This window comes from Thalassospira sp. ABD4_177, assembly GCF_056160125.1.
The window spans coordinates 686,028-707,847 of the sequence record NZ_JBSWWO010000001.1 but is presented as its reverse complement, the minus strand read 5'-3'; the positions used below and the strand labels follow the sequence as shown (position 1 = coordinate 707,847).

Here is a 21,820-nt window from a genome sequence, read left to right as displayed (position 1 = left end):
TGGGAAAGGAAACGATCCATGACACATCTGATCGCCCTGATCGACGGATCAGGCTATTCGCAAAGTGTATGTGACCTGACCCGCTGGGTGGCAGAACGGACCGAGGCATCGGTCGAACTGCTTCACGTGCTGGGCCGTCGCAATACCGATTCCGAACCGGCAGACCTCAGTGGCAATCTCAAGCTCGGCGCGCGTTCTGCCCTGCTAAAAGAACTGGCTGACTTGGACGAGCAAAAAAACAAGCTCGAACTCAAACGCGGCCGTCTGCTGCTCGAAGAAGCCAAAACCGGCATGACCGAACAGGGCCTTGACACTGTCACCACCAAGCTGCGCCATGGTGATCTGGTCGAAACCATTGCCGAATTTGAAGGTGATGCTGATCTGATCCTTGTGGGCAAACGCGGTGAAGCCGCCGATTTTGCCAAGATGCATCTCGGCTCGAACCTTGAACGGGTGGTGCGCTCGGCCAAGAAACCGATCCTTGTGGCTTCGCGCGCGTTCAAGCCGATCAACAAATTCCTGATTGCCTTTGATGGCGGCGAAAGTGCGATGAAGGCCGTGCGCCATATCGCAACAGGCAAACTGTTTACCGGCCTGCCCTGCGCGCTGCTTTCTGCTGGCAAACCAAACGGAAATCTTCAGGAAAAGCTTGATGAAGCGGCCGCAATCCTGCGCAAGGCGGGCTATGAGGTTGATGCCGGCTTTGCCTCGGGAGAGCCCGAAGACGTCATCAAGGACAAGATCGAAGCGGAAAATATCGACCTTCTGGTCATGGGCGCCTATGGCCATTCACGCATCCGCAACCTGATCATCGGCAGCACCACCACCGAAATGGTCCGCTCCTGCCATGTGCCTGTCATGCTGTTCCGCTAGGAATATCCTTTAATCAAGAATTCCGATTTAATACCAAGGAGTAGAAATAGTCACCTATAGAGACACCTTATCGCGTTCTCTGGTTAGGAGAGGCTCGCGCGGCGATGCGGAGCATCGGAAGTGAGCTACGACGCGATCAGGAGGGCGCGATAAGGTGCCGTCCCGGTCGCGCAAACAAACTACCGGCTGGCGTCAGATCAGCTTGAAGATGTACCGCATCGCCTGCACTGTTCTTCCTAGCAAATAGCTCGTTTGCACGATCTCTATTGATGAGTATTTCTGCTCCTTGGTATAAGGCCCGGTCAGGTGACTGGGGCCTTTTTCTGTGCGTGAAAGGTCCTAGATCGCGTTCGAGGACGCCAGAACCTCGCCAAGCGGTAAAACTCCTCGCATCATTTCATCTGATTTGGAGGATCAGGCATGTTGCGTTTCACCTTTCACACAATGGCCGCTTTGGCCTTTCTTGTTCTTTCCATCCCGTCAAATGCATCGACCAATGCTGTTGGCTTTCGCGAAATCGCGATCGCAGCAACACAAGACGACCGGGCTTTGGCCGGTGCAATCTGGTACCCAACAACGGACACAAATCCGGCAACCACTATCGGCGAAAACCCGATCCTTTTCGGTCAGATGGTCCAACCTGACGCCAAGACCATGGACGGACGCCATCCTTTGGTCGTCATGTCGCACGGCTTTGGTGGCAACTGGCGCAATCAGGGATGGCTTGCTGTCGCACTTGCCCGTGCCGGTTATGTCGTTGCCGCAATCAACCATCCCGGCACCACCAGCCGCGATGTCACCGCCGAAGTCGGCTCAAAATTGTGGCTCCGCCCGCGCGATATCTCTCACCTGATTACATCGCTTTCCGACAACCCTACATGGTCCCCTTATCTCGACACGACCAACATCACGGTCATCGGGCATTCATTGGGCGCATGGACAGCCCTTGAATTGTCCGGGGCGCGAATGGATATGGATCTGGCCGATGCAGATTGCGCACAGAATCCGAAATTCGCCGCCTGTGACGGCATCGCCACCCTTGAAGTCGGTCGCAAGACCGCTGATCGGAAAAAGCTGGCGGCAAACCTCAAAGATGAACGGATCGGTGCTGCCATCTCACTTGACATTGGCCTTGCACGCGGCTTTAGCCCCGAAAGCCTGGCAGCCATCGACATCCCTTTGCTGGTGATTGCCGCCGGCTCACCCAACCCAAAGATCCCCAAGGATCTCGAATCAGGCTATCTCATCCGCTACCTGCCAGCCAGCCATCGCCAGTACCACGTTTTGCCCGGGGCCGCGCATTTCACCTTCCTGCCGGAATGCAAACCAAATGCCGCAGCACTGCTTGAAAGCGAAGTTCCCGGCGATGGCATCATCTGTCTTGACGGGGACGACCAAGCGGATCGATCAGAGCTGCATCAGCAGACCATCACCCTCATTCTCGACTTTCTACGTCAGCGAGAAACAGCTTCCTGATTGGACCAAAATCTTTACCGGCATCAGGGTCCGGGTCCACGGCGCGATAGGCCCGTGGACCCATTCCCGTGATGCGCCCGAATTCGCGGTTAAAGTTTGATTTGGTCTGAAAGCCGCAATCAAACATGATCTCGGTCACCGGCTTTTCCGTGCTGTGCAAAAGCAACTGCGCCTCGGCAATCCGGTATTCATTGACGATCTGCGAAACATTGCGCCCGAAGCGACGGTTTATCGCCCCGGAAATCTGGCGTGCCGGTATGACAACACGGCGCGCCAACCGATCCAGCGTCAGATCGGGGTCGCGATACAGATGCTGCTCTCTCATGACGTCATCAATCGCGGCAAGGATCGCATCATCATCAGCCATATCCTTGTTGCCTGGATGACCACCCTGTTTATTGGACGGGGCAGGTTTCGCCACTGGATCAACCATATTAACGCTCTCTGGCCTAAACCGCTCCAACCGAACCATGAGCATGGCCAGCACCACCAGAACAACCAGTTGCGCGTAACTTACAATCGCGGCGGCGTTTGTGCCCTTTGTGAGGCTGAAATCAAGCGCGATCAATACGTCGACCAGGCCTGAAAAAATCAGCGCACAGCCAACCACGGCGACAATGCCGCGAACCGATCCGACATCCCCCAGTCGTGCCTGTGCAAAACGCTCCTCACCTCGGCTGGCCAGCACCAATAGTGCAATTCCATATCCGGCAAATTGCAGTCCAATCAGGAAATCAACTGGTATATGCCATTTTTTCCAGGTCAAAATGGCAACAAGAATAATCAGAACCGGAATAACGTGCAGCCATGCCCATCGGCCGCGTGAGGTTTCCTGCGCCCCGAGCGCCGCAAAGCATGCCCAGGCAATCGGTGGCAGCATCGCGGCAAATAAAGGACGCATGAATCGGAAGATCCACACATCAAACTGCCAGCGCAATCCAACCATAATGACCAGCGCCAGACTGGCCGCAATAAAGATCCGCATGCCCCGGCCGACCGGCCCCGCAGGCCCGCGCAGGATCAACCGCACCAGCAAAATCGCCAGCAACAAGGCAACAACAAACGGCAGGGGTATTTCAAACATGATGCGCGGCACAATCTTGCTACGGGTGAACCTGACGGTTTTCCCGCGTGCCGCCTTGGCAGGCAACAAAAAAAGACCGCGGGGCTTACTTCACCGCGGTCTTGGGGTTTTAAATCCCGGGTATCTCGCCAATTATTGCAGCAGGAACCGGCCCAGATTGTTATTGATCTGGCGTTCCAGTTCACGGTCCAGATCCATCAAAAGCGCGGTGGTTTCGTCATATATCGCCTGTTCGCGCTCGGACACCGACATCGATTCAGAAAGGGTGCGCGACCGGGCCGCCATGGCACTGACTTCACCCTTCTGCACGCCATTCGGGTCCAGCAGCTCAAGCTTGGCTGCGACCTTCAGGTCGATCTTGTCGGACTGATCGTCGGTAAAGACACCCTTGATGCCCTTTGTGGTTTTAAGCGCGTTCGAGGTCACCGAGGCTTCGGTGACGCTATAGCGCAGCATGTCGCTGGTACCTGCCGTCTGGATGCGGTCATCGGGCCAGTTCATCGCCATACGGCCGAGATTGAACGGCAGGGCGGATTCAAGCGATCCTTCGCCCCCGTTTGACCAGGCCGCAACCTTTTCAATCGGACCAGCAGCAAAGACAATCGGATCAAGATGGCGCCATGTCACATCGGGATAGGTCGCAACCGGGCCGCTTGTGCAAGCCGTCATCAGCGCAAGTGCCGCCCCGGCAACAACGGCGCGCAGGCCCTTGATGGACATAACCGTCATGTCTTCGATCTCCTTTGATCAATCACACACATACATAAAAAAACAACGCCACCATGGCGTGTCAGGTCCCAGACCCTCGCATGGTGACGTTGCTTTATGATTAAGGCAAGGCTGTGACGCGCACAAAGCGCGCAGGGCAGTACCCCTAGGGTCAGGACCTATTAATTTGGTTTGAATGGTTAAACAGATTTGCGCGGATACGCGGAGTAAAACTGCAGGAAGATATTTATCTTTCAAGGTTTTACGACAAATTAGCCCGTGCAAATCCGATTAATCCGAAGGACAGACGTTATATTTGCAAACTCCAGCGTCAAATCCCTTGTGCGGGATACCAACCCGCCCGGCAGGCTTTTCCTTGGATTTCGCAAATATAACGTCTGCCATTCAAATCAAATTAATAGGTCCTGACCCTAGATCTTCGGCGATGCCGCGTCGGGATCGTCGGCCTTAAGTGCGCGCAGATCAGCCTCGTTAAAGCCATAGCGCTTATTGCAGAACTGGCACGATACGCCGACCTCGCCGGTATCGGCCTCGCGCATCGACAGAAGCTCGTCCAGCGGATAGGTGACAAGCGCGCCTTCGATCTTTTCGCGTGAACACCGGCATTTGAACTGCAGCGGCGTCAGATCAAACACACGCGGTTCTTCGTCATGGAACAGACGCCAGATCAGGTCATGCGCCGAAAGCGAGATATCAACAAGCTCGTTTTGCGTGGCACTCGCCATCAAAATGGTGGAGCGGTTCCAGTCTTCGGCAACCTTTTCGGCTTCTTCCGGGGTGGCCGCTTCGCCAGAGGCGCTGACCGGCATTTTCTGCAGGAACAGACCACCAACCCACCAGTCATCCGCCGTCTCGCCGCGATGGACTTCGATCTTGAACGATGTTTCAAGCTGCTCGGACTGACGGAAATAGGCTTCGGCACACTGGGCCAGCGTCTCGCCCTCCAGCGAAACAATGCCCTGATACCGGTCATGCTCGTCACCCTGATCGACCGTAAAGGCAATATGCCCCCGCCCCATCAGTTTCAGGACCTGCCCGCGCAATGCTTCTTCGCCGCCTTCTTCCTCGGCGATCATGGTTTTCAGGCGCTCTTCATCGACCCGCAGGCAGGCGCGCACATTGCCATCGCTATCGACATCAACCACCAGCATGCTGATCGGCCCGTCCGAGCTGGTCTGAAGGGTAAAAAGCCCTTCATATTTCAGCGACGAGGAGAGCAGCACCGCAAGACCGATGATCTCGGCAAGCAGATGGTTGGCAAGCGGCGGATAATTGTGTTGGCCGATGATGGTCTGCACCGTCGGGCCAAGGCGCGTGAAGCGGCCACGGATATTGGAATGATCCAGCGTAAAGGGCTGGCAAAAATCGACAGCGATCTGCATTTTCGGGTTCCGCGTTTTTACGTGTTCCGGGGCGTATAACAATGGCCGAACCCCATTGTCCAGCCGCGTGTCGCCAAAACAAAGGGGCGAACATCGCTGTCCGCCCCGAAAATCATGATGCTTATTTAATCCGCATCCTCAGGATGGCAAGCCGTTAAAGCAGTATAGCAGAACCCCTTTCTGCGCATGCAGACGGTTTTCGGCTTCGTCAAATACCACCGACTGCGGCCCGTCAATCACCGCATCGGTGACTTCCTCGTTCCGGTGGGCTGGCAGGCAATGCATGAAGATCGCATCATCCTTGGCCTGTGCCATGGTCGTCTCATTGACCTGATAGGGCGAAAGGGCCGCCATGCGGGCATCGTAATCTTCATCACCCATCGAAACCCAGCAATCGGTCACCACCACATCGGCATCGGCCAATGCGCTGTCCATATCGGTCAGGCGCACCCGGCCGCCCTCGGCATTCGCGCTTTCAATCAGGCCCTGATTGGGGCGATAGCCCGCCGGGCAGGCCATATCCAGTGCAAAGCCGAATTTCGGCGCGGCATGAATGAACGATGCCGACACGTTATTGCCATCGCCAAGCCATGCGAATTTAAGGCCCTCAAGCGTGCCTTTATGTTCCTTGATGGTCATCAGGTCGGCCATGATCTGGCACGGGTGGCTCTGATCGGTCAGGCCATTGATCACCGGCACGGTGGCGTATTTCGCCATTTCGTGCAGTTTGGATTCATCAGTAGTCCGGATCATGATCGCATCGACAAAGCGCGACAGAACGCGCGCCGTATCGGCAATGGTTTCCCCGCGGCCAAGCTGGCTGCTGTCGGCATCAAGCACGACAACATCACCGCCAAGCTGGCGCATGCCAACTTCGAACGACACGCGTGTGCGGGTCGAGGGTTTTTCAAAAATCAGCGCCAGCGTCTTGCCCGCCAGCGGCTTGTCGCCAAACGGGGCGTTGCCGGCCTTTTCAGAGTCGCCGAGTGCCAGAATGTTTTTAAGCTCGCTTGCCGACATTTTGTCGAGATCGAGGAAATGGCGAATATCAGTCATCATCAGTCTTCCTTACGCGCCCTTATTTACCAAGGGCGGCTGCGGCTGCATCAATGGCAACCAGCGCTTCGTCAACATGGGTTTTGGTGATGTTCAGTGGCGGCAACAGACGCACCACATTGTCACCTGCGGGCACCGTCAAAAGGTTCAGCTCACGCAGTTTGGCGACAACATCAACATTGGCCGGCTTGGTTTTCATCCCCAACAGCAGGCCCATGCCACGCACTTCTTCAATAAAGCCCGGATGCTTGCGTTCAATCACCTCAAGGCCATCGATAATCAGGCGGCTCATTTCCAGAACATGGTCCATGAAACCGGGACGCAGAACCTCATCAAGCACCGCATTGGCCGCCGCGGTCGCAAGCTGGTTCCCGCCAAAGGTCGTGCCATGCATGCCCGGTGAAAACGCCGCTGCTGCCTTTTCATTGGCAAGCAGTGCGCCAATCGGGAAGCCACCGCCAAGCCCCTTGGCCGAGGATACGATATCGGGCTCCATGTCCGACCATTCATAGGCAAACAGTTTGCCCGTCCGGCCGATACCGGTCTGAACTTCGTCAAACATGACCAGCATGCCGAACTCATCGGCCGCCTTGCGCACACCTTCAAGGTATCCTTCCGGCGGACGGCAAATGCCGCCTTCCCCCTGGATCGGCTCAAGGATGATCCCGCCGGTATTGGGCGTGATCGCATTGCGCAATTCATTAAGGTTGCCAAACGCCACCCGGTCAAACCCGTCTGGCATCGGACCGAAACCTTCGCGGTATTTCTCGCTATAGCCTGCGGTCAGGGTGCCAAGCGTTCTGCCATGAAACGCATTGGTCGCAACCAGAATGCGGTTCTTTTCCGGGTTGCCCGCCACATGCTGATAGCGACGCAGCATCTTGATGCCCGCCTCATTGGCCTCGGCCCCGGAGTTACAGAAAAACACCGTATCGGCAAAGCTGTTGGCAACCAGCCGTTCGGCCAGTTTTACCTGACCGGGCATCTGATAGAGGTTCGAGGTATGCCAAAGCTTGCCAACCTGTTCAGACAGTTTTTCCACCAGATGCGGGTGCGAATGACCCAGCGTATTCACGGCAATACCCGACCCGAAATCAAGGAATCGTCGGCCGTCCTGCGCATAGAGATAAGGTCCTTCACCTTTCTCAAAGGCCAGATCGGCCCGCGCGTAAGTCGGCATGACGGGAGTAATCACTTTCTTATTCCTCAATTCGGGTAAAATCACATTCCTGACTATCTGGTCAGGTTCCAGCAGACTGCTGGGAAGCCGAGGAGTATCAAGAGATTCATACCCCCTGTCAACGTCGCAAAAAGCACTTAGAACGCGGATCCGCAAAAGGTCATCAAAATGAAAAAAGGACGGTCTTCATTCCGAAGCACCGTCCTTGTTTTCCAAGCGATCAGAACTCGCCCTAGGCCTTGAGCTTGTACCCGCTCTTGATCATGCGATAGCACAGCATCCAAAGCGCGGCATTAACCAGCGCCAGAACGACAACACCAGTCATGATCGTGCCGTCCGAAATCCCGGTAAAGCCATAGCGGAACCCGTCAATCATGTAGAAGAACGGGTTGAAATGCACCAGGACCTGACCGGCTTCCGGCAGGCTTTCGGCACTGTAAAACGTTCCTGACAGGAACGAGAGCGGGGTGACAACAAAGTTGGTCACAACCGCGATATGGTCGAACTTCTCGGCCCAGACACCGCCGGCAATCCCCAAAAGCGCCAGCATCAGCGATGCCGAAACACCGAAATACAGGATCGCCCAGATGTTATGGATCGCGACATCCACAAAGAATGACATGAAGATCGCGGTCACCAGACCGACAACCAACCCGCGCGTCACCGCGCCAAAGGCAAAACCGGCAACCATTTCACCGGCTGACAGCGGCGGCATCAGGATATCAACGATATTGCCCTGAACCTTTGCAATCGTGATCGAGCTCGATGTATTGGCAAACGCGTTTTGCACCATCGTCATCATGATCAGACCAGGTGCGAGGAAGGTGGCAAACGCAATACCGTTCACCGTTTCGACAGCACGGCCAAGGGCCAACAGGAAAACAGCAAGAAACAGCAGGCTGGTCACGACCGGCGCTGCAACGGTTTGCAAATATACATTTAAAAACCGGCGGACTTCTTTGGCATAAAGTGTCCAAAGCCCAAGCCAGTTCACAGCCCCCATATGACGCGGGGCAAGAGCAGCTTGCTCTGACTTGTTCATGGAATTTCCTTCGGAAAAATGCAGACAATTGCGCGTAAAATAGGGAGAGTGGGGGCACACTTGCAAGGGTGTGAATTCATTCATAATGGCAGCCATGCGTAACAATCATCGCCAAAGCCCGGAAACCAGCGACTCTGAGCCGGAAAAAAAGCCCGGCGGCAATGCGCGTTTTTCCGCTCCGCGCGACAAAAAGTCGAAGGACCAGAAGCGCGAACCCAAACGCCCGCGCAAGGTCACCCGTGACTATCTGATGAATTACGCCACCTGGTATCTCGAACGCTTTGCCGCCTCGCGCGCCCGGCTTGAAAAACTCATGCGCGGCAAAATCCGCCTTTCGGTCGCCGAATACGGCACCGACCCGGACGAAGCCGTCGAATGGATGAATTCGGTGCTGTCGGCCTGCGAGAAGGCCGGCTTCATCAATGACGATGCCTACGCCAAGGGTCGCGCGCGCTCCCTGCTGAGGCGTGGCAAGGCACTCCGCGTTATTGCCGCTGACCTGTCATCGCGGGGCATCGCCAGCGATCAGATCGATGCCGCCCTGACCGAGCTTAAAGCCGAGGCCGAAGACGCTGCCTATGAAGAAGTCCGTGGCACGGACCCAAACATTGCCGCCGCTGCGGCCTATGCCCGTCGCCGTCGCCTCGGCCCGTGGCGCCGCCCCGACATCCGCGAGGAAAAGCGCGACAAGGATATGGCCGCTCTCGCCCGCCAGGGCTTTGGCTATGACACCGCCACCCGCATCATCAATAGCGAGATCGAAGAGCTCGAAGACCTGCTCTCGATGATTGACGGGATTTGATTGCATCCCCAAAGACCGCTATCAATGAACAAATCCATTTTGATACGGAGACCCAAACATGATGGTCCGCATCTACCACAATCCGCGCTGCTCGAAATCGCGCCAGACCCTAGCCCTGATCGAAGAACAGGGCATCACACCCGATGTGATCGCCTATCTCGACACCCCGCCGACCCCACAGGAGCTCTCAGGCATCCTTGATATGCTCGGCATGAAGCCCGAAGACATCCTGCGCAAGAAAGAAGCCAAGGAAGAAGGCATCGCCGATCTGCGCGGCGACGAGCTGATCGAAGCCCTCTGCGCCCATCCACGCGCCCTTGAACGCCCGATTGTGGTTAATGGCAACAAAGCCGTTCTCGGCCGTCCGCCGGAAAACGCGCTCGAAATTCTGTAACGCTGTCACCAACAGGTTCCCGCCTTCGTGTTCTGTCCCGAGAGATTGGCAAGTGCCTCAAGAGGTGCCTTGTACCCAAGGGATCGCAATCTTGTTCTGTTATAATTGTCGATGAAGGTTTTTATAAAGTCGTTGCGCTCGGCGTGAGTTTCGAAACGATTTCGTCCTGCATTTTTTCCGTTTGCAGGAGCGTTTGAGAGGGCTTCGCCGAGGCGACGGTTGAAGCGCTCGACTTTGCCATTTGTTTGTGGTCGATAGGGCCGCGTCAGCTTGTGCTTGATGCCGTGTGCGGCACAGACTTTGTCGAAAGCATGCTGCCCGGTTCCTTTGGTGCGGGTTGTCCAGTAGGCACCACCAAACCTGTCGGTGAATTCCGAACCGTTATCGGTCAATACGGTGTGAACAGGATAGCTAAAGGCTTCCAGAAAATGCTCGAAGCAGACAGCAATGGTTTCAGCATTTCGTTTCTGAACGATCTCTACATGAACAAAACTTGTCACCCTCTCGATGGCAACAAAAACGTAGGCTGTTTTTCCGCCGATCCGGGTGAGATGCTTGAGGTCGACATGAACATAGCCGAATGCCACAGGCTCGAAAATCTGAGAAGCCTGTTTAGGGACAGCAGGCTTGCCAGAGATACCATGGCGCTTAAGGCAGCGATGCAGAGACGAACGTGAGATATCGGCCCGCACACAGCGACGCATGACCTCCAGAATATCGTCGATGGAGAGGCCTATCAGGGACCGTAATTCAACAGCGATTTCTTCCTCGCAGGCGGTGAAGTGTGTCTGGATGCGCTTTGGCCGATGCGAGAGGTCATGAACATCGGCACGTCCTTTCCATCGCCGGACGGTGGTCTCGCTTACGCCAAGTTCCAGGGCCAGCTCAGCAATGGAAGCACTGCTTGCTTGAATATAGGCTCGTGTCCGCGGTGTTGTGGTGGCATTAGCATGCAGCTTTAAGTCCATGATACAGCCCGCTCCTTGAGATAAGTCATACCTCTCACTACGCCATCACCATACAACCAATCATCCGAAATAAAACACGCAGGCGGGCACCCAAACAGCGCTGAAAACTAACGTTCTCAAACGCCTGTGCCCTCCCGGCACGGGCGTTTTTCGCAATTAATAAAAGTAGAACGCCCGCAGACGTATTATGTCTTGCGCAGAAAAACATGCATGTACCTGTGGGGAGGTCGTCGATGATTGCTGCTTTTGCCCTGATCCTTGTCTGCCAGCTATTTGGCGAAGTGGTCTCGGAACTGTTTGATTTACCCGTACCCGGGCCGGTGATTGGTCTGGTGTTGCTGTTTGTCGGGCTTCTGATCAAACGCAACCCGCCCAAGGTGCTGACAGATGCGGCTGACAATCTGCTGATTCATTTTTCCTTGCTGTTTGTCCCGGCCGGTGTCGGGGTTGTGACCCAGATCGATCGCCTTAAGGGTGACTGGCTGCCGATTGCCGCGGCCCTGATCGTTTCCACCCTGCTTGCGATGGTGCTGACCGCGCTTTTGATGTCGAAATTGCTGCCCAAAGCGAAGTCGGGTGAGACGCTGGAGGACGGGCAATGAACGAGACCGATATCACCCAGCTTTGGGTTTACCTGTCAGCCAAACCGCTCACGGGTCTCACCATCACCCTTGTCGCCTATGCCATCGGTTTCTGGCTGTATCAGAAAAGCGACCGCAACCCGATCTGCAACCCGGTGGTCATCGCCATTGCCCTGATTGCCCTGTTGCTCAAAGTTACCGGCACGCCGTATGCGACCTATTTCGAAGGCGCGCAGTTCGTGCACTTCCTGCTTGGTCCGGCGACTGTGGCCCTTGCCGTACCACTATTCCGGCAGACCGAAACGCTTAAGCGCGCGCTGCCAGTGATTGCCTTTGGCGTTCTGTTCGGGTCCCTGGTCGCCAGTGCCAGCACGGTCATTCTGGCCTGGGCACTGGGCGCGAGCCCCGAAACGCTGGCCTCATTGGCACCCAAATCGGTCACAACACCAGTCGCTATGGGTATTGCTGAAAATATCGGCGGGGTTCCGGCCCTGACCGCGGTCTGTGTGATTGCCACCGGTATCGTCGGCGCCACACTTGGCCCGATGGTGATGAATATGGCCCGCCTCAAGGATTGGCGTGCGCGTGGCTTTGCCATGGGCGTTGCATCGCACGGCATTGGAACCGCGCGGGCATTCCAGGTCAATGAAACCGCCGGCGCCTTTTCCGGCCTTGCCATGGGCCTGAACACACTGGCCACCGCGCTCACCATTCCGTTCCTGTGGCACTGGATATTCGGGTAACTCACCATCAACCTTGAAATGCCACCTTAAAAACGGAATGCTAACAGGGTGGCAATATCGAAGAGCCGCAACGAAGAAATATATGACGCAAGGAAACTGACATGAACATCAAGGTGTTTGGCGAACGCAATACCGGTACGAACGCCTTGATTTCGGTCATTCGCGGTAATTCCGGCTCTATCGTTTATCCAAGCGTTCTGGCAGAGATTTCTCCGGACGCGCGCAAAAACCTCGCGATGATGATGAAGCTTGGCATTTCAAAAAAGGGATCCGAACAGCTCATCGACGCGACATTCAAGGGTCGTCCGATACTGCAGCAGTGGAAACACGCCGCAACCTACTTTGATACAAACACCATAACCGATGATGTCCATTTCGTGTTCACAACGCGCCATCCACTGTCATGGCTGATCGGTCTGTTTCAAAAGCCCTATCACATTCTCAGCCCGAAGCCGGATAATCTGATCGCTTTTTCGGAAATGAACTGGGAAACGGTGATCCGCGATAATCTCAAGGGCAAAACCTTCAAGCCACTTGATCTTTATGTCGAAAAACTTCGCTCATACCGTGATCTGATGACCAAACTCGATGCAAGAGGCACCGGGTATTCGATCATCAAGTTTGAGGACTTCGTCACCGATCAAGAAGGTGTTTTTGAACGCTTACGCCCACACCTTACCAATCCGACCAAGAAATTTCAGGAACTGACCAAATCAACAAAGGAGGCCGGTAAGGATTCGGCCTACTACCGCAATTATTACACCAAGGAAACCTGGCGTCAGGAGTTCCCCGACATTGCCAAGGTCGAACTTCCTGATGAAGCCGAATTGTTTAGATTTTTTGGTTATGCTTGATGGCTACGGATCAGGATATCAAACAAAAAGGGTGGGACATGTCCCACCCTTTTTTAGATAAATCCCGCGACAGTCACTGCGTCACGGCACCTGTCTGATCAGCCTGCGCGCAATTGCGCCAGGAAGTCCGAGACGGTTTTTTGCAGGCTGTCGACCTGGTTGACCAACGCCCCGACCGTTTCATCAAGTTCGCCTGCGGCTTCGCCGCTGCTGTTTGCCGCTTCGTTGATCTCATTGATGTTTGAAACCACGTCGATCGAGCCTTGCGAAGCACTCGTCGCACTGTTGGCAATCTCGTTAACAGCCGCGTTCTGCTGGCTGACAGCGGATGAAATGCTGGTTGCAATCTCGTTGATCGATGAAATGGTCTGGGTAACCTTTTCGATCGCTTCAACCGTCAACTTGGTTTCATCCTGGATCGCCCCGATCTGCTGGGCAATCTCGTCAGTCGCCTTGGCCGTCTGGTTGGCAAGGTTTTTGACTTCCTGCGCAACAACCGCAAAGCCCTTGCCGGCTTCACCGGCACGGGCCGCCTCAATCGTCGCATTCAGTGCCAGCAGGTTGGTCTGGGCGGCAATGTCATTAATCAGGCTGACAACCTCACCAATGCGCTCGGCGGCTTCGGCCAGACCGCCGACCATTTCGTTGGCCCGCGATGCTTCACCCACAGCTGTTTCGGCAATACTTGTCGATTCCTGAACCTGACCACCAATCTCGCTGATCGATGCCGAAAGTTCTTCGGTTGCCGAAGCCACGGTCTGAACGTTGCGTGCCGAATCGTTGGCCGCTTCCGACACTTTGTGGCTTTGGCGAACAGTATGATCCGCAGATTCACGCATCAGTTCGGTTGACTGCTGCATGCCACTTGAAGCCTGGCGCACAGAAGCCACGATCTGGCCGATAGACTGTTCAAGTTCCTGGGCCAATCGGTTGCGCTGATCAATCTGTTCCTTTTGTACACGCTTTTCAGCCTCAAGGCGGGCAGTCTCCGCTTCCTCGATTTTCTCCGCCGTCTCACGCCAGCGCAAAAGACCATTGGCAATCAAGCCAATTTCATCCTTGCGCTCGGTATAGGAAACTTCCTCCGAGAAATCGCGTTCGACAAAGCGCGAAATGGTCTGCCCCAGATCTCGAAGCGGCCCCAACTGCCAGCGCAGCAACAGGAACAGGAATACGGCAGAAGCGACAGCAACGATCACACCGACAATCGCAATACGGGCCTGAATCTCGCTGGCGACCGCGGCAACCTGGGCCTTTTCGATGCCGACATACAGGATACCCAACGTATCGCCCGACGGTGATGTGATCGGCGAGTATTGCGTCACATATTCCGTGCCTAGAATAAGTGCTTCGCCCCGGAATGTGTTGCCCGACATGATCGGCTCATAGGCAGCACTGCCCTTGCCCAACATCGTACCAACGGCACGTTTGCCATCCGGCTTGATGATGTTGGTCGATACACGTACGAAATCCTGCTCGGCCGGAACAAAGGCAAACACGGTTGCCGTCTGGCCGGTGGTGGTCCCGATCTGGTCAATCAATTCGTGCGATGACAAATCCGGAATTTCCGGGATCACCAGGTTGGTGGTCTCACCGTCTTTACTGATCTGCATCGAGAAATCAGGGTAATGGTCGCGCAAAATCGTGGAAGCCACACGCATGTTAAGCTTTTGGGATTCCAGACTGTCGCTTGCAACCTTCTCATCAATGCGCATCATGATCAGCAAGCCCAGCAACACAATGCCGCCAATCAGAATGGCAACGGCAGCCAAAGCCACCTTCAAAATCAGACTTTTCGACATACTCACTCTCACTTCAGTTTGACGACCCGAAAGGTGGTCGGCGCGCGTCATGGAATTTGTGCATTAAAACCGGATCTTAAGTGTCCGGATGAATCTGTTTTATATTGTATTAAATATCATAAATTAAACTTTCGTATACAACTAAACTTTTGATCATATACGCCGCGACTTATATCTAGGGTCAGGACCTATTAATTTGATTTGAATGGCAGACGTTATATTTGCGAAATCCAAGGAAAAGCCCGCCGGTCGGGTCGGCATCCCGGACAAGGGATTTGACGCTGGAGTTTGCAAATATAACGTCTGTCCTCCGGATTAATCGGATTTGCACGGGCTACTTTGTCGTAAAACTTTGAAAGATAAATATCTTCCTGCAGTTTTACTCCGCGTATCCGCACAAATCTGTTTAACCATTCAAACCAAATTAATAGGTCCTGACCCTAGAAGTTAGTCGTCGCAGATAAGATAGCCCCGATATTTCATGCTTTTAGGGACTATACATATCGTCTGACACGTATAGTTCTCTTTGAGCTCGAGTCAGATATGGGGATTGGTTTTGAAAAAACGCGAAAAATTTTGCGTTGAATGTTGAATTCGATCTTCTTCATCGAAGACGCCATTTTCCCTATCCATAAACCGGACCCGGTAAAACCAAACCCGCTAGGCGGAATTGCCTTCGCGGCGGATTTGGACAAGGGTGTCATGGAAAATGGGGCTTAGACCCGCAGTGTTTTGGGACGTTCACCGCGCAAACGCATCCCGTCATGGATATTCAGACCAATCAGATAGATATTGATGGCCCCGGCCAGAAGCTCGATCCCCTGTACCGCGACAAAGATACTGTCAAAGCGGCCCTGTTGGGCCAAAAGTGCCAGCGTAATCGCCGATGGCGCCAGAATCAGGACACCATTGGCCGCAATCATCTGCATGCGACGCAATTTGGTTTTTAAAATCCCTTTGGGGTTTCCCCCTGACAGGGCAAAGCCCGACCCGCCTGTGGTGATCAATACCGGGATCAACCCGATCAAACCCCAGGCAATCGCGGCTTCACCAACGTGATCTCGCTGGTGTCTCCGCGCAGTTCGACAATAACCGTCGCCAGCCAGAAAGTGGCGATAAAACCAAGGGCCGCCACCCCGGCAACACGATGCAGGTAGGGCAGCACGGAACGATAGGAAGTGGACATCGAAATCTCTCATGTAAGGGGGAAGATCACGATGTGGCGCCACAATCGTTTCCTGCCATGAACCGACCACAGAAAACACTCGCGACCGGTCGGCTCATTGCGTAAGGTAGGATATTAAATAGCATACTATGTATTATATAGCAAGCTATATATTTATGAATGCGAGAAGCTGTTATGCCGCCAAACCGCCACCAATCTGCCGAATACATGACCAACTGGGCCGCACGCCTGTTTGCCCGCGCCATTGACCAGAAACTCAAACCGCTGGGGATTAGCAGCGGCTATCTGCCGGTGTTCTTTGCTCTGGCCGATGGCAGTACCCGCACGCAAAAACAGCTGGCCCGCGATGCCGGGATCGAACAGCCCACCATGGCGGCAACACTAAACCGCATGGACCGCGACGGACTGATCATGCGCGAAAAGGATGCCGAGGATCGCCGTATCACCCATATCCGGCTTAGCGATGACGCGCGCGAAAATGCCAAGGATATTCAGACCATCGTCGATCAGGTCAACGAAACCGCCCTTTCGGGATTAAACAGTCTGGAACAACGGGTGTTTCTTGATGCGCTGGGCAAGGTCACGGCATCTCTTGCCACGGCCGAGGATACGCCCAAGCCTGATGATCAGTAATCGACCTTGACGAAATAAAGCCCATCGGCCGGGGCGGTTGGGCCGCCCGCGGCACGGTCGCAAGCCTCAAGCGCATGCTTGACGTCAATCGGCTTCCAATTGCCCTTTCCGACCAGAACAAGGGTGCCAACCATATTGCGCACCTGATGATGCAGGAAAGACCGGCTTTCGGTATGAACCCGAATTTCCAGCGGGTTTTCAATACTGCGCGTGACTTCAAGCTTTTCAAGCGTCTTGATCGGGCTTTTGGCCTGGCATTCGGTGGCCCGGAAGGTGGTAAAATCAAACGTCCCGATCAGGTGTTGGGCCGCTTCGTTCATCGCATCGACATCAAGGGGCTTGTAGATCCCCCACGCCAATCCGGCCTCAAAGGTCAGCGGTGCGCGGCGATTGATGATGCGATACATGTAGTAGCGCTTCTTTGACGAAAACCTTGCGTGGAAGTCCTCAGTGACCTCTTCGCAAACCTTGATCGCCACCGGTTCGGGTTTGAGGTGATGGTTGATCGCGTTCATCACCGCTTCGCCCGGGTAGTATTTCGGCAGATCGAAATGCACCACCTGCCCCAACGCATGCACCCCGGCATCGGTCCGGCCCGAAACATAGACGCGCACAAATGTCCCGACGAACTTTTCGATCGCGGCCTCAAAGACCTTTTGAACCGAAATCACTTCGTCCTGGTACTGCCAGCCATGATACGGCCGACCATCATATTCGACGGTGCATTTATAGCGTTGCATGCGGGGTCTTAACTCGTTCAGATAATTGTACCGGTCATTCAGAATTGTGCGGATGCTAGAAGCGAAATCGCAGGAAGATTAACATCTTGCAAGATTTCGCGACACAGCAGCCCGTGCAATTCTGCATGATCCAAAGGACAGCTTTTATGTCAGCGCACTACGTCGTCAAACCTCTCGACCGGGGCACCATCCCGCTCTTCAAGCTTTTCCTCGTATTCCGCTGACATAAAAGTTGCCGGTGCAACTATCTGAACGAGTTAAGATCCCGGCTTTATACTCGGGCTTGGAAACGAAAACGAGGGGCTTTGATGCCCCTCGTTTCAGACCTCACACAAAAATTGCGTGATTATTTCAGATCGTCATTGCCATAGCCAAGACGCAGACGCAGCGCGTTCAGCTTGATAAAGCCTTCGGCGTCATGCTGGTCATATACCGTGTCGGCTTCGAACGTGACGTGTTCTTCCGAATAGATCGAGTTCGGCGATTTACGGCCGGTCACCGTGACATTGCCCTTGTAAAGATCAAGGCGCACCGTACCGTTGACCGAACGCTGGGTGTCGTCGATCAGGCGCTGCAGGGCCTGACGTTCCGGCGACCACCAGTAACCGTTATAGATCATCTCGGCATAGCGCGGCATCAGCTCATCCTTGAGATGACCGGCGTTACGGTCAAGCGTGATGCTTTCCATCGCACGGTGCGCAGTGAGCAAGATGGTCCCGCCCGGGGTTTCATAAACGCCGCGCGACTTCATGCCGACATAGCGGTTTTCAACCAGATCCAGACGACCGATACCGTTCTTGCCGGCCAGCTCATTGAGCTTGGTCAGCAAGGTGGCCGGGCTCATGCGTTCGCCGTTGATTGCAACCGGGTCACCTTTTTCGAATTCGATATCGATGGTGGTGATTTCATCGGGTGCATTCTGCGGAGAGACGGTACGGACAAACATGTTTTCGTCCGGCTTGACCCACGGGTCTTCCAGCGCCTTGCCTTCATAGGAAATGTGCAGAAGGTTGGCATCGGTCGAATAGGGCGGCTCATCGCCACCGGCCTTGTCAGCCGAAATCGGAATCTGGTGCTTCTGGGCAAAGTCCAGGAGAGCCGTACGCGAATTGAGATCCCATTCACGCCACGGCGCGATGACCTTTACATCCGGCTTCAGGCCATAATAGCCGAGCTCGAAACGGACCTGGTCGTTGCCCTTGCCGGTCGCACCGTGGGACACCGCATCGGCACCGACTTCCTTGGCAATCTCGATCTGGCGCTTGGCGATCAGCGGACGCGCGATCGAGGTGCCGAGCAGGTAGACACCTTCATACAGCGCATTGGCGCGGAACATCGGGAAGACATAGTCGCGGACAAATTCTTCACGCAGATCTTCGATAAAGATCTGTTTGACGCCGAACATCTCTGCCTTTTTGCGGGCCGGCTCAAGCTCTTCGCCCTGGCCGAGGTCGGCGGTGAAGGTCACGACTTCGCAGTTATACTGTTCACGAAGCCATTTCAGGATGATGGAGGTATCCAGACCGCCTGAATAGGCAAGGACGACCTTTTTGACCTGATCGCTCATTGGAGTGACGCCTTTCTTTTTCACTACACTTCAGGGGCAGCCAAACATGGTTGGTTCCTGCCCCTGCCACAGACGCAATCCATTGATTGCGTCAGGCCCCGGATCGCCCTGAAGACGGCTCCGTCGGCTCTTTATATAAAGCCCGCAGATTTTATATAAAGAGCCCTAGACCTTGAGCGCGGAGTATAGGAAAACACTACTAAGGGGCAAGACCCAAGATGGGCTTGGCTCCAAAAAGGCACAAAAAGATCGCACTTTTTGCCAAGCTTTTGGAAAAATCCGCGCCGAATGCTCAAGAATACCGAAGAAACCGAGATCGATCTGCCCAAAATCGGCCCGTTGCCGGTCCGTTTGAGGCCCAGTGCGCGCGCGACGCGACTCAAACTGCGCATCGATCCGACGTTTGATGGCGTTGAAATCGTCGTGCCCAGCGGGGTGTCGCGCAAGATGGCGATTTCGATGCTCCATCAGCATGGCGACTGGGTCACCGCCCATATGCAACGCCTGCCCGAACGGGTGCAATTTGCCCCGGGTGCGTGGATTCCGTTTCTGGGCCACGATCACGCCATTCGCGCCGTGCCCGATGCCAAGCGCGGAGTCTGGGTCGAAGCCGGAGTCATCTGGGTATCAGGCCAGCCCGAACATACCAACCGCCGGGTGACGGATTTCCTCAAAAAGCAGGCCAAGCTTGAAATCGCGCCACGTGCGCATGCCTATGCCGATTTGATCAATAAAAAGGTCAATCGCATCTCGCTCAAAGACACCCGTACGCGCTGGGGAAGCTGCTCGTCATCTGGCAATCTGTCATTTAGCTGGCGACTGGTGCTGGCCCCGGAAGATGTGCTGGATTATGTCGTGGCACATGAAGTGGCGCATTTGCAGGAACTTAACCACTCTGCGCGCTTCTGGGCCGTGGTTGACGATCTTTATGGCCCCTCGAAAAAGCAGCAGCACTGGTTGAAGAAACATGGACCGGCCCTGCATCGCTTTGGTACCGGAAGCTGAGGCCCCGCGAATGATGCTGATCCCCTTGGAAACCCTGGCGATTTTTATCCCGGCGGCCCTGGCGTTGAACATGACGCCGGGCAATGACATGCTGTTTTGTCTGGGTCAGGGCATCAAATCGGGCTCCGCCGCCGGCAATGCGGCGAGCTTCGGGATTGCCACCGGGGCGCTGATCCACACAGCCTTGGCCGGGCTTGGTTTGGCGGCCCTTGTTGCGGCCCATCCAGTCGCACTTGATGTGTTGCGCTGGGCCGGAATTGCCTATCTGGTGTGGTTGGCGATCGGGGCATTTCGCAGTCACGACCGACACCTGAAACCCGCACAAACCCAGCGTTCCAGCGCACTCACAGCATGGCGGGACGGGATTGTGGTGAACTTGCTTAATCCCAAGATCATTGTCTTTGTGCTGGCGTTTATTCCGCAGTTTGTCGATGCGGCGCGCGGGTCGGTTTTGGTGCAGTTTCTGATTTTCGGGCTGATTTTGAATATTGGCGGGACGATCATTAATTGTCTGGTTGGCAGTTTTGCCGGGAAAATCGGGCAGGTTCTGTCGCGTTCAGCCAAGATTACCCGCGCCTTTCAGATCGCCACAGGCTGCATCTTTTTGGGGCTTGCAGCCAAGCTGGCCTTTGACCGGAAATAATGAACAATGACGGCCATTATTCAAATCCAGTGAATAATCGCTGATTTCCGCCCATCGCGGCAAAACCGGCCGAATCAAATCCTCATACAATACAGCCGCTGGCACGCAGATTTGGCAATTCGGCGCGCAGGAATGCGAGGAAGCTTTTTTCCACCGCACTCAGTTCGCGTGAGGACGTAAACAGCGCGACATCCCATTCGATGGTGGGCGTGAGCGTGCGGGCAACCACCTTGTCGGTGTCGACCAGAAGGGCTGCGAACGGATCACTGACCGAAATGCCGACATTGCGTTCGACAAGACGCGAGATCGTGCGGATCGTGCGGGCTTCGACCGCGATTTTGCGCGGCCAGCCGGCAATCTGGAAAATATAGTCGATCTTGGTGCGCAAGGGCGACCCGATGGACAATTCGACAAAGTCCTCGCCACGCAGCAAATCGATATCGATGGTTTCAAACTTTGCCAGCCGGTGATCGACCGGCATCAGACAAACCGCGCGTGATTGCGCGAGTGGCGTGATCAGAACATCCGGGTCCTGCAGATCAAGGGTAATGCCGATGCCAAGATCGCACTGGCGGGTCGAAATCATGTCGAGCATACCTTCAAGACCCGTATCGGTAATACTGATCGAAACGTTGGGGTGGGCCTGTTTGAACTTTGCCACAACATCAAGAAGATAGGTGTCGACATAGATCGGCTGGGCGGCGATGCGGATGGCACCGAGCTGATCATTGGCAATCGCACGCGCCTGGGTTTCTACTTCTCGAAACGCATTCAGCGATCGCAGCACAGTTGCGTGGAACTGCTGAGCCTCGGAAGTCGCGGTCAGCTGATTGCGTTTGCGCGTAAACAGTTCAAACCCCACAGATTTTTCAAAATTGTTGAGCAACCGGCTGACCATCGGTTGCGAGATATTCATCGCCTGCGCCGCACCCGTCACAGAACCGTGGGTCATGAAGGCATTGAAGCTTTCGAGTTCGCGCAGTTTCATCGTGCTGTCCCAAATCCGGATATTGTCGGCAATCGACCGTTCAGTATGTATTTTAGTTATACTGGAATTAATTTTTTGCGTCACCGGTTATG

General features: G+C 54.9%; 23 protein-coding genes. 10 read left to right on the top strand and 13 right to left on the bottom strand.

The features are described from left to right. The first annotated feature begins 18 nt into the window (after positions 1–18). A complete protein-coding gene (locus tag ACXAF0_RS03305) occupies positions 19–873 on the top strand; it encodes a universal stress protein (RefSeq protein ID WP_475343693.1) in 855 nt (284 codons plus the stop codon). A 420-nt stretch (positions 874–1,293) separates the two neighbouring features. Next, positions 1,294–2,349 (top strand): alpha/beta hydrolase family protein, encoded by a 1,056-nt coding sequence (locus ACXAF0_RS03300; RefSeq protein ID WP_475343691.1) that lies wholly within the window; start codon positions 1,294–1,296, stop codon positions 2,347–2,349. Here ACXAF0_RS03300 and ACXAF0_RS03295 read toward each other — a convergent pair. The 6 genes from ACXAF0_RS03295 to ACXAF0_RS03270 all read right to left on the bottom strand — a co-directional run bounded on the left by ACXAF0_RS03295 (position 2,309) and on the right by ACXAF0_RS03270 (position 8,822). Beyond that, the gene (locus ACXAF0_RS03295; protein WP_475343689.1) at positions 2,309–3,433 is read right to left on the bottom strand and encodes a helix-turn-helix domain-containing protein; all 1,125 of its coding nucleotides are present in this window, start codon (positions 3,431–3,433) and stop codon (positions 2,309–2,311) included. The genes ACXAF0_RS03300 and ACXAF0_RS03295 overlap by 41 nt on opposite strands. Before the next feature lie 132 nt (positions 3,434–3,565). Next, positions 3,566–4,162 carry a hypothetical protein gene (locus ACXAF0_RS03290; RefSeq protein WP_475343687.1) on the bottom strand — a complete coding sequence of 199 codons (597 nt, stop codon included), beginning with the start codon at positions 4,160–4,162 and terminating at the stop codon, positions 3,566–3,568. A 410-nt stretch (positions 4,163–4,572) separates the two neighbouring features. Next, the gene (gene hslO / locus ACXAF0_RS03285) at positions 4,573–5,544 is read right to left on the bottom strand and encodes an Hsp33 family molecular chaperone HslO (protein ID WP_475343684.1); all 972 of its coding nucleotides are present in this window, start codon (positions 5,542–5,544) and stop codon (positions 4,573–4,575) included. A gap of 138 nt (positions 5,545–5,682) precedes the next feature. Next, entirely contained in the window at positions 5,683–6,600 is a 918-nt protein-coding gene (gene argF / locus ACXAF0_RS03280; protein WP_475346217.1) for an ornithine carbamoyltransferase, read from the bottom strand. Positions 6,601–6,622: 22 nt separating this feature from the next. Then, positions 6,623–7,780 carry an acetylornithine transaminase gene (locus ACXAF0_RS03275; RefSeq protein WP_475346216.1) on the bottom strand — a complete coding sequence of 386 codons (1,158 nt, stop codon included), beginning with the start codon at positions 7,778–7,780 and terminating at the stop codon, positions 6,623–6,625. Between the two features lie 232 nt (positions 7,781–8,012). After that, the gene (locus ACXAF0_RS03270; RefSeq protein WP_475343682.1) at positions 8,013–8,822 is read right to left on the bottom strand and encodes an ABC transporter permease; all 810 of its coding nucleotides are present in this window, start codon (positions 8,820–8,822) and stop codon (positions 8,013–8,015) included. An 85-nt stretch (positions 8,823–8,907) separates the two neighbouring features. Between ACXAF0_RS03270 and ACXAF0_RS03265 the strand changes: the two genes are divergently transcribed. Beyond that, complete coding sequence (locus ACXAF0_RS03265; protein WP_475343679.1) at positions 8,908–9,624, top strand: regulatory protein RecX; 717 nt, start codon at positions 8,908–8,910, stop codon at positions 9,622–9,624. A 58-nt stretch (positions 9,625–9,682) separates the two neighbouring features. After that, positions 9,683–10,018 (top strand): arsenate reductase (glutaredoxin), encoded by a 336-nt coding sequence (arsC, locus tag ACXAF0_RS03260; protein ID WP_064788124.1) that lies wholly within the window; start codon positions 9,683–9,685, stop codon positions 10,016–10,018. Between the two features lie 5 nt (positions 10,019–10,023). On the opposite strand, the gene ACXAF0_RS03255 is transcribed toward arsC, so the two are convergent. Then, the gene (locus ACXAF0_RS03255) at positions 10,024–10,986 is read right to left on the bottom strand and encodes a DDE-type integrase/transposase/recombinase (protein ID WP_475343677.1); all 963 of its coding nucleotides are present in this window, start codon (positions 10,984–10,986) and stop codon (positions 10,024–10,026) included. A gap of 233 nt (positions 10,987–11,219) precedes the next feature. On the opposite strand from ACXAF0_RS03255, the gene ACXAF0_RS03250 reads away from it, so the two are divergent. The 3 genes from ACXAF0_RS03250 to ACXAF0_RS03240 all read left to right on the top strand — a co-directional run bounded on the left by ACXAF0_RS03250 (position 11,220) and on the right by ACXAF0_RS03240 (position 13,164). Then, a complete protein-coding gene (locus tag ACXAF0_RS03250; protein ID WP_475343676.1) occupies positions 11,220–11,588 on the top strand; it encodes a CidA/LrgA family protein in 369 nt (122 codons plus the stop codon). Further along, a complete protein-coding gene (locus tag ACXAF0_RS03245) occupies positions 11,585–12,310 on the top strand; it encodes an LrgB family protein (RefSeq protein WP_063085879.1) in 726 nt (241 codons plus the stop codon). Before ACXAF0_RS03250 ends, ACXAF0_RS03245 begins: the two co-directional genes overlap by 4 nt. Before the next feature lie 101 nt (positions 12,311–12,411). Continuing rightward, positions 12,412–13,164, top strand: a complete 753-nt coding sequence (locus ACXAF0_RS03240; protein ID WP_475343673.1) for a hypothetical protein — start codon at positions 12,412–12,414, stop codon at positions 13,162–13,164. Between the two features lie 98 nt (positions 13,165–13,262). On the opposite strand, the gene ACXAF0_RS03235 is transcribed toward ACXAF0_RS03240, so the two are convergent. The 3 genes from ACXAF0_RS03235 to ACXAF0_RS03225 form a co-directional block, all read right to left on the bottom strand. Next, the gene (locus ACXAF0_RS03235) at positions 13,263–14,966 is read right to left on the bottom strand and encodes a methyl-accepting chemotaxis protein (RefSeq protein ID WP_475343670.1); all 1,704 of its coding nucleotides are present in this window, start codon (positions 14,964–14,966) and stop codon (positions 13,263–13,265) included. A gap of 716 nt (positions 14,967–15,682) precedes the next feature. Then, positions 15,683–15,973, bottom strand: coding sequence for a hypothetical protein (locus ACXAF0_RS03230; RefSeq protein WP_475343669.1), 291 nt, complete (start codon positions 15,971–15,973; stop codon positions 15,683–15,685). Positions 15,974–15,990: 17 nt separating this feature from the next. After that, entirely contained in the window at positions 15,991–16,152 is a 162-nt protein-coding gene (locus ACXAF0_RS03225; RefSeq protein ID WP_475343666.1) for a hypothetical protein, read from the bottom strand. 174 nt (positions 16,153–16,326) lie between these two features. On the opposite strand from ACXAF0_RS03225, the gene ACXAF0_RS03220 reads away from it, so the two are divergent. Beyond that, the gene (locus ACXAF0_RS03220; protein ID WP_475343663.1) at positions 16,327–16,785 is read left to right on the top strand and encodes a MarR family winged helix-turn-helix transcriptional regulator; all 459 of its coding nucleotides are present in this window, start codon (positions 16,327–16,329) and stop codon (positions 16,783–16,785) included. Here the strand turns inward: ACXAF0_RS03220 and truA are convergent. Further along, the gene (truA, locus tag ACXAF0_RS03215; protein ID WP_475343662.1) at positions 16,779–17,525 is read right to left on the bottom strand and encodes a tRNA pseudouridine(38-40) synthase TruA; all 747 of its coding nucleotides are present in this window, start codon (positions 17,523–17,525) and stop codon (positions 16,779–16,781) included. The two genes, ACXAF0_RS03220 and truA, sit on opposite strands and share 7 nt — an antisense overlap. A gap of 346 nt (positions 17,526–17,871) precedes the next feature. Beyond that, a complete protein-coding gene (locus ACXAF0_RS03210; protein ID WP_475343659.1) occupies positions 17,872–19,092 on the bottom strand; it encodes an argininosuccinate synthase in 1,221 nt (406 codons plus the stop codon). Positions 19,093–19,380: 288 nt separating this feature from the next. Between ACXAF0_RS03210 and ACXAF0_RS03205 the strand changes: the two genes are divergently transcribed. Both ACXAF0_RS03205 and ACXAF0_RS03200 read left to right on the top strand, forming a co-directional pair. Continuing rightward, the gene (locus ACXAF0_RS03205; RefSeq protein ID WP_475343657.1) at positions 19,381–20,097 is read left to right on the top strand and encodes a M48 family metallopeptidase; all 717 of its coding nucleotides are present in this window, start codon (positions 19,381–19,383) and stop codon (positions 20,095–20,097) included. Between the two features lie 10 nt (positions 20,098–20,107). After that, positions 20,108–20,740, top strand: coding sequence for a LysE family translocator (locus ACXAF0_RS03200; RefSeq protein ID WP_475343656.1), 633 nt, complete (start codon positions 20,108–20,110; stop codon positions 20,738–20,740). Between the two features lie 82 nt (positions 20,741–20,822). On the opposite strand, the gene ACXAF0_RS03195 is transcribed toward ACXAF0_RS03200, so the two are convergent. Then, complete coding sequence (locus tag ACXAF0_RS03195; protein ID WP_475343654.1) at positions 20,823–21,728, bottom strand: LysR family transcriptional regulator; 906 nt, start codon at positions 21,726–21,728, stop codon at positions 20,823–20,825. Between the last annotated feature and the right edge of the window lie 92 nt (positions 21,729–21,820).

What these genes read in the sequence shown, in the direction of transcription:
- ACXAF0_RS03275 (WP_475346216.1), bottom strand. Translation starts at nt 7,780, where the DNA reads ATGCCGACTTACGCGCGGGCCGATCTGGCCTTTGAGAAAGGTGAAGGA.
- ACXAF0_RS03240 (WP_475343673.1), top strand. Translation starts at nt 12,412, where the DNA reads ATGAACATCAAGGTGTTTGGCGAACGCAATACCGGTACGAACGCCTTG.
- arsC (WP_064788124.1), top strand. Translation starts at nt 9,683, where the DNA reads ATGATGGTCCGCATCTACCACAATCCGCGCTGCTCGAAATCGCGCCAG.
- ACXAF0_RS03290 (WP_475343687.1), bottom strand. Translation starts at nt 4,162, where the DNA reads ATGACGGTTATGTCCATCAAGGGCCTGCGCGCCGTTGTTGCCGGGGCG.
- hslO (WP_475343684.1), bottom strand. Translation starts at nt 5,544, where the DNA reads ATGCAGATCGCTGTCGATTTTTGCCAGCCCTTTACGCTGGATCATTCC.
- argF (WP_475346217.1), bottom strand. Translation starts at nt 6,600, where the DNA reads ATGACTGATATTCGCCATTTCCTCGATCTCGACAAAATGTCGGCAAGC.
- ACXAF0_RS03210 (WP_475343659.1), bottom strand. Translation starts at nt 19,092, where the DNA reads ATGAGCGATCAGGTCAAAAAGGTCGTCCTTGCCTATTCAGGCGGTCTG.
- truA (WP_475343662.1), bottom strand. Translation starts at nt 17,525, where the DNA reads ATGCAACGCTATAAATGCACCGTCGAATATGATGGTCGGCCGTATCAT.
- ACXAF0_RS03200 (WP_475343656.1), top strand. Translation starts at nt 20,108, where the DNA reads ATGATGCTGATCCCCTTGGAAACCCTGGCGATTTTTATCCCGGCGGCC.
- ACXAF0_RS03235 (WP_475343670.1), bottom strand. Translation starts at nt 14,966, where the DNA reads ATGTCGAAAAGTCTGATTTTGAAGGTGGCTTTGGCTGCCGTTGCCATT.
- ACXAF0_RS03195 (WP_475343654.1), bottom strand. Translation starts at nt 21,728, where the DNA reads ATGAAACTGCGCGAACTCGAAAGCTTCAATGCCTTCATGACCCACGGT.
- ACXAF0_RS03255 (WP_475343677.1), bottom strand. Translation starts at nt 10,986, where the DNA reads ATGGACTTAAAGCTGCATGCTAATGCCACCACAACACCGCGGACACGA.
- ACXAF0_RS03270 (WP_475343682.1), bottom strand. Translation starts at nt 8,822, where the DNA reads ATGAACAAGTCAGAGCAAGCTGCTCTTGCCCCGCGTCATATGGGGGCT.
- ACXAF0_RS03220 (WP_475343663.1), top strand. Translation starts at nt 16,327, where the DNA reads ATGCCGCCAAACCGCCACCAATCTGCCGAATACATGACCAACTGGGCC.
- ACXAF0_RS03250 (WP_475343676.1), top strand. Translation starts at nt 11,220, where the DNA reads ATGATTGCTGCTTTTGCCCTGATCCTTGTCTGCCAGCTATTTGGCGAA.
- ACXAF0_RS03225 (WP_475343666.1), bottom strand. Translation starts at nt 16,152, where the DNA reads ATGTCCACTTCCTATCGTTCCGTGCTGCCCTACCTGCATCGTGTTGCC.
- ACXAF0_RS03295 (WP_475343689.1), bottom strand. Translation starts at nt 3,433, where the DNA reads ATGTTTGAAATACCCCTGCCGTTTGTTGTTGCCTTGTTGCTGGCGATT.
- ACXAF0_RS03305 (WP_475343693.1), top strand. Translation starts at nt 19, where the DNA reads ATGACACATCTGATCGCCCTGATCGACGGATCAGGCTATTCGCAAAGT.
- ACXAF0_RS03245 (WP_063085879.1), top strand. Translation starts at nt 11,585, where the DNA reads ATGAACGAGACCGATATCACCCAGCTTTGGGTTTACCTGTCAGCCAAA.
- ACXAF0_RS03265 (WP_475343679.1), top strand. Translation starts at nt 8,908, where the DNA reads ATGGCAGCCATGCGTAACAATCATCGCCAAAGCCCGGAAACCAGCGAC.
- ACXAF0_RS03205 (WP_475343657.1), top strand. Translation starts at nt 19,381, where the DNA reads ATGCTCAAGAATACCGAAGAAACCGAGATCGATCTGCCCAAAATCGGC.
- ACXAF0_RS03300 (WP_475343691.1), top strand. Translation starts at nt 1,294, where the DNA reads ATGTTGCGTTTCACCTTTCACACAATGGCCGCTTTGGCCTTTCTTGTT.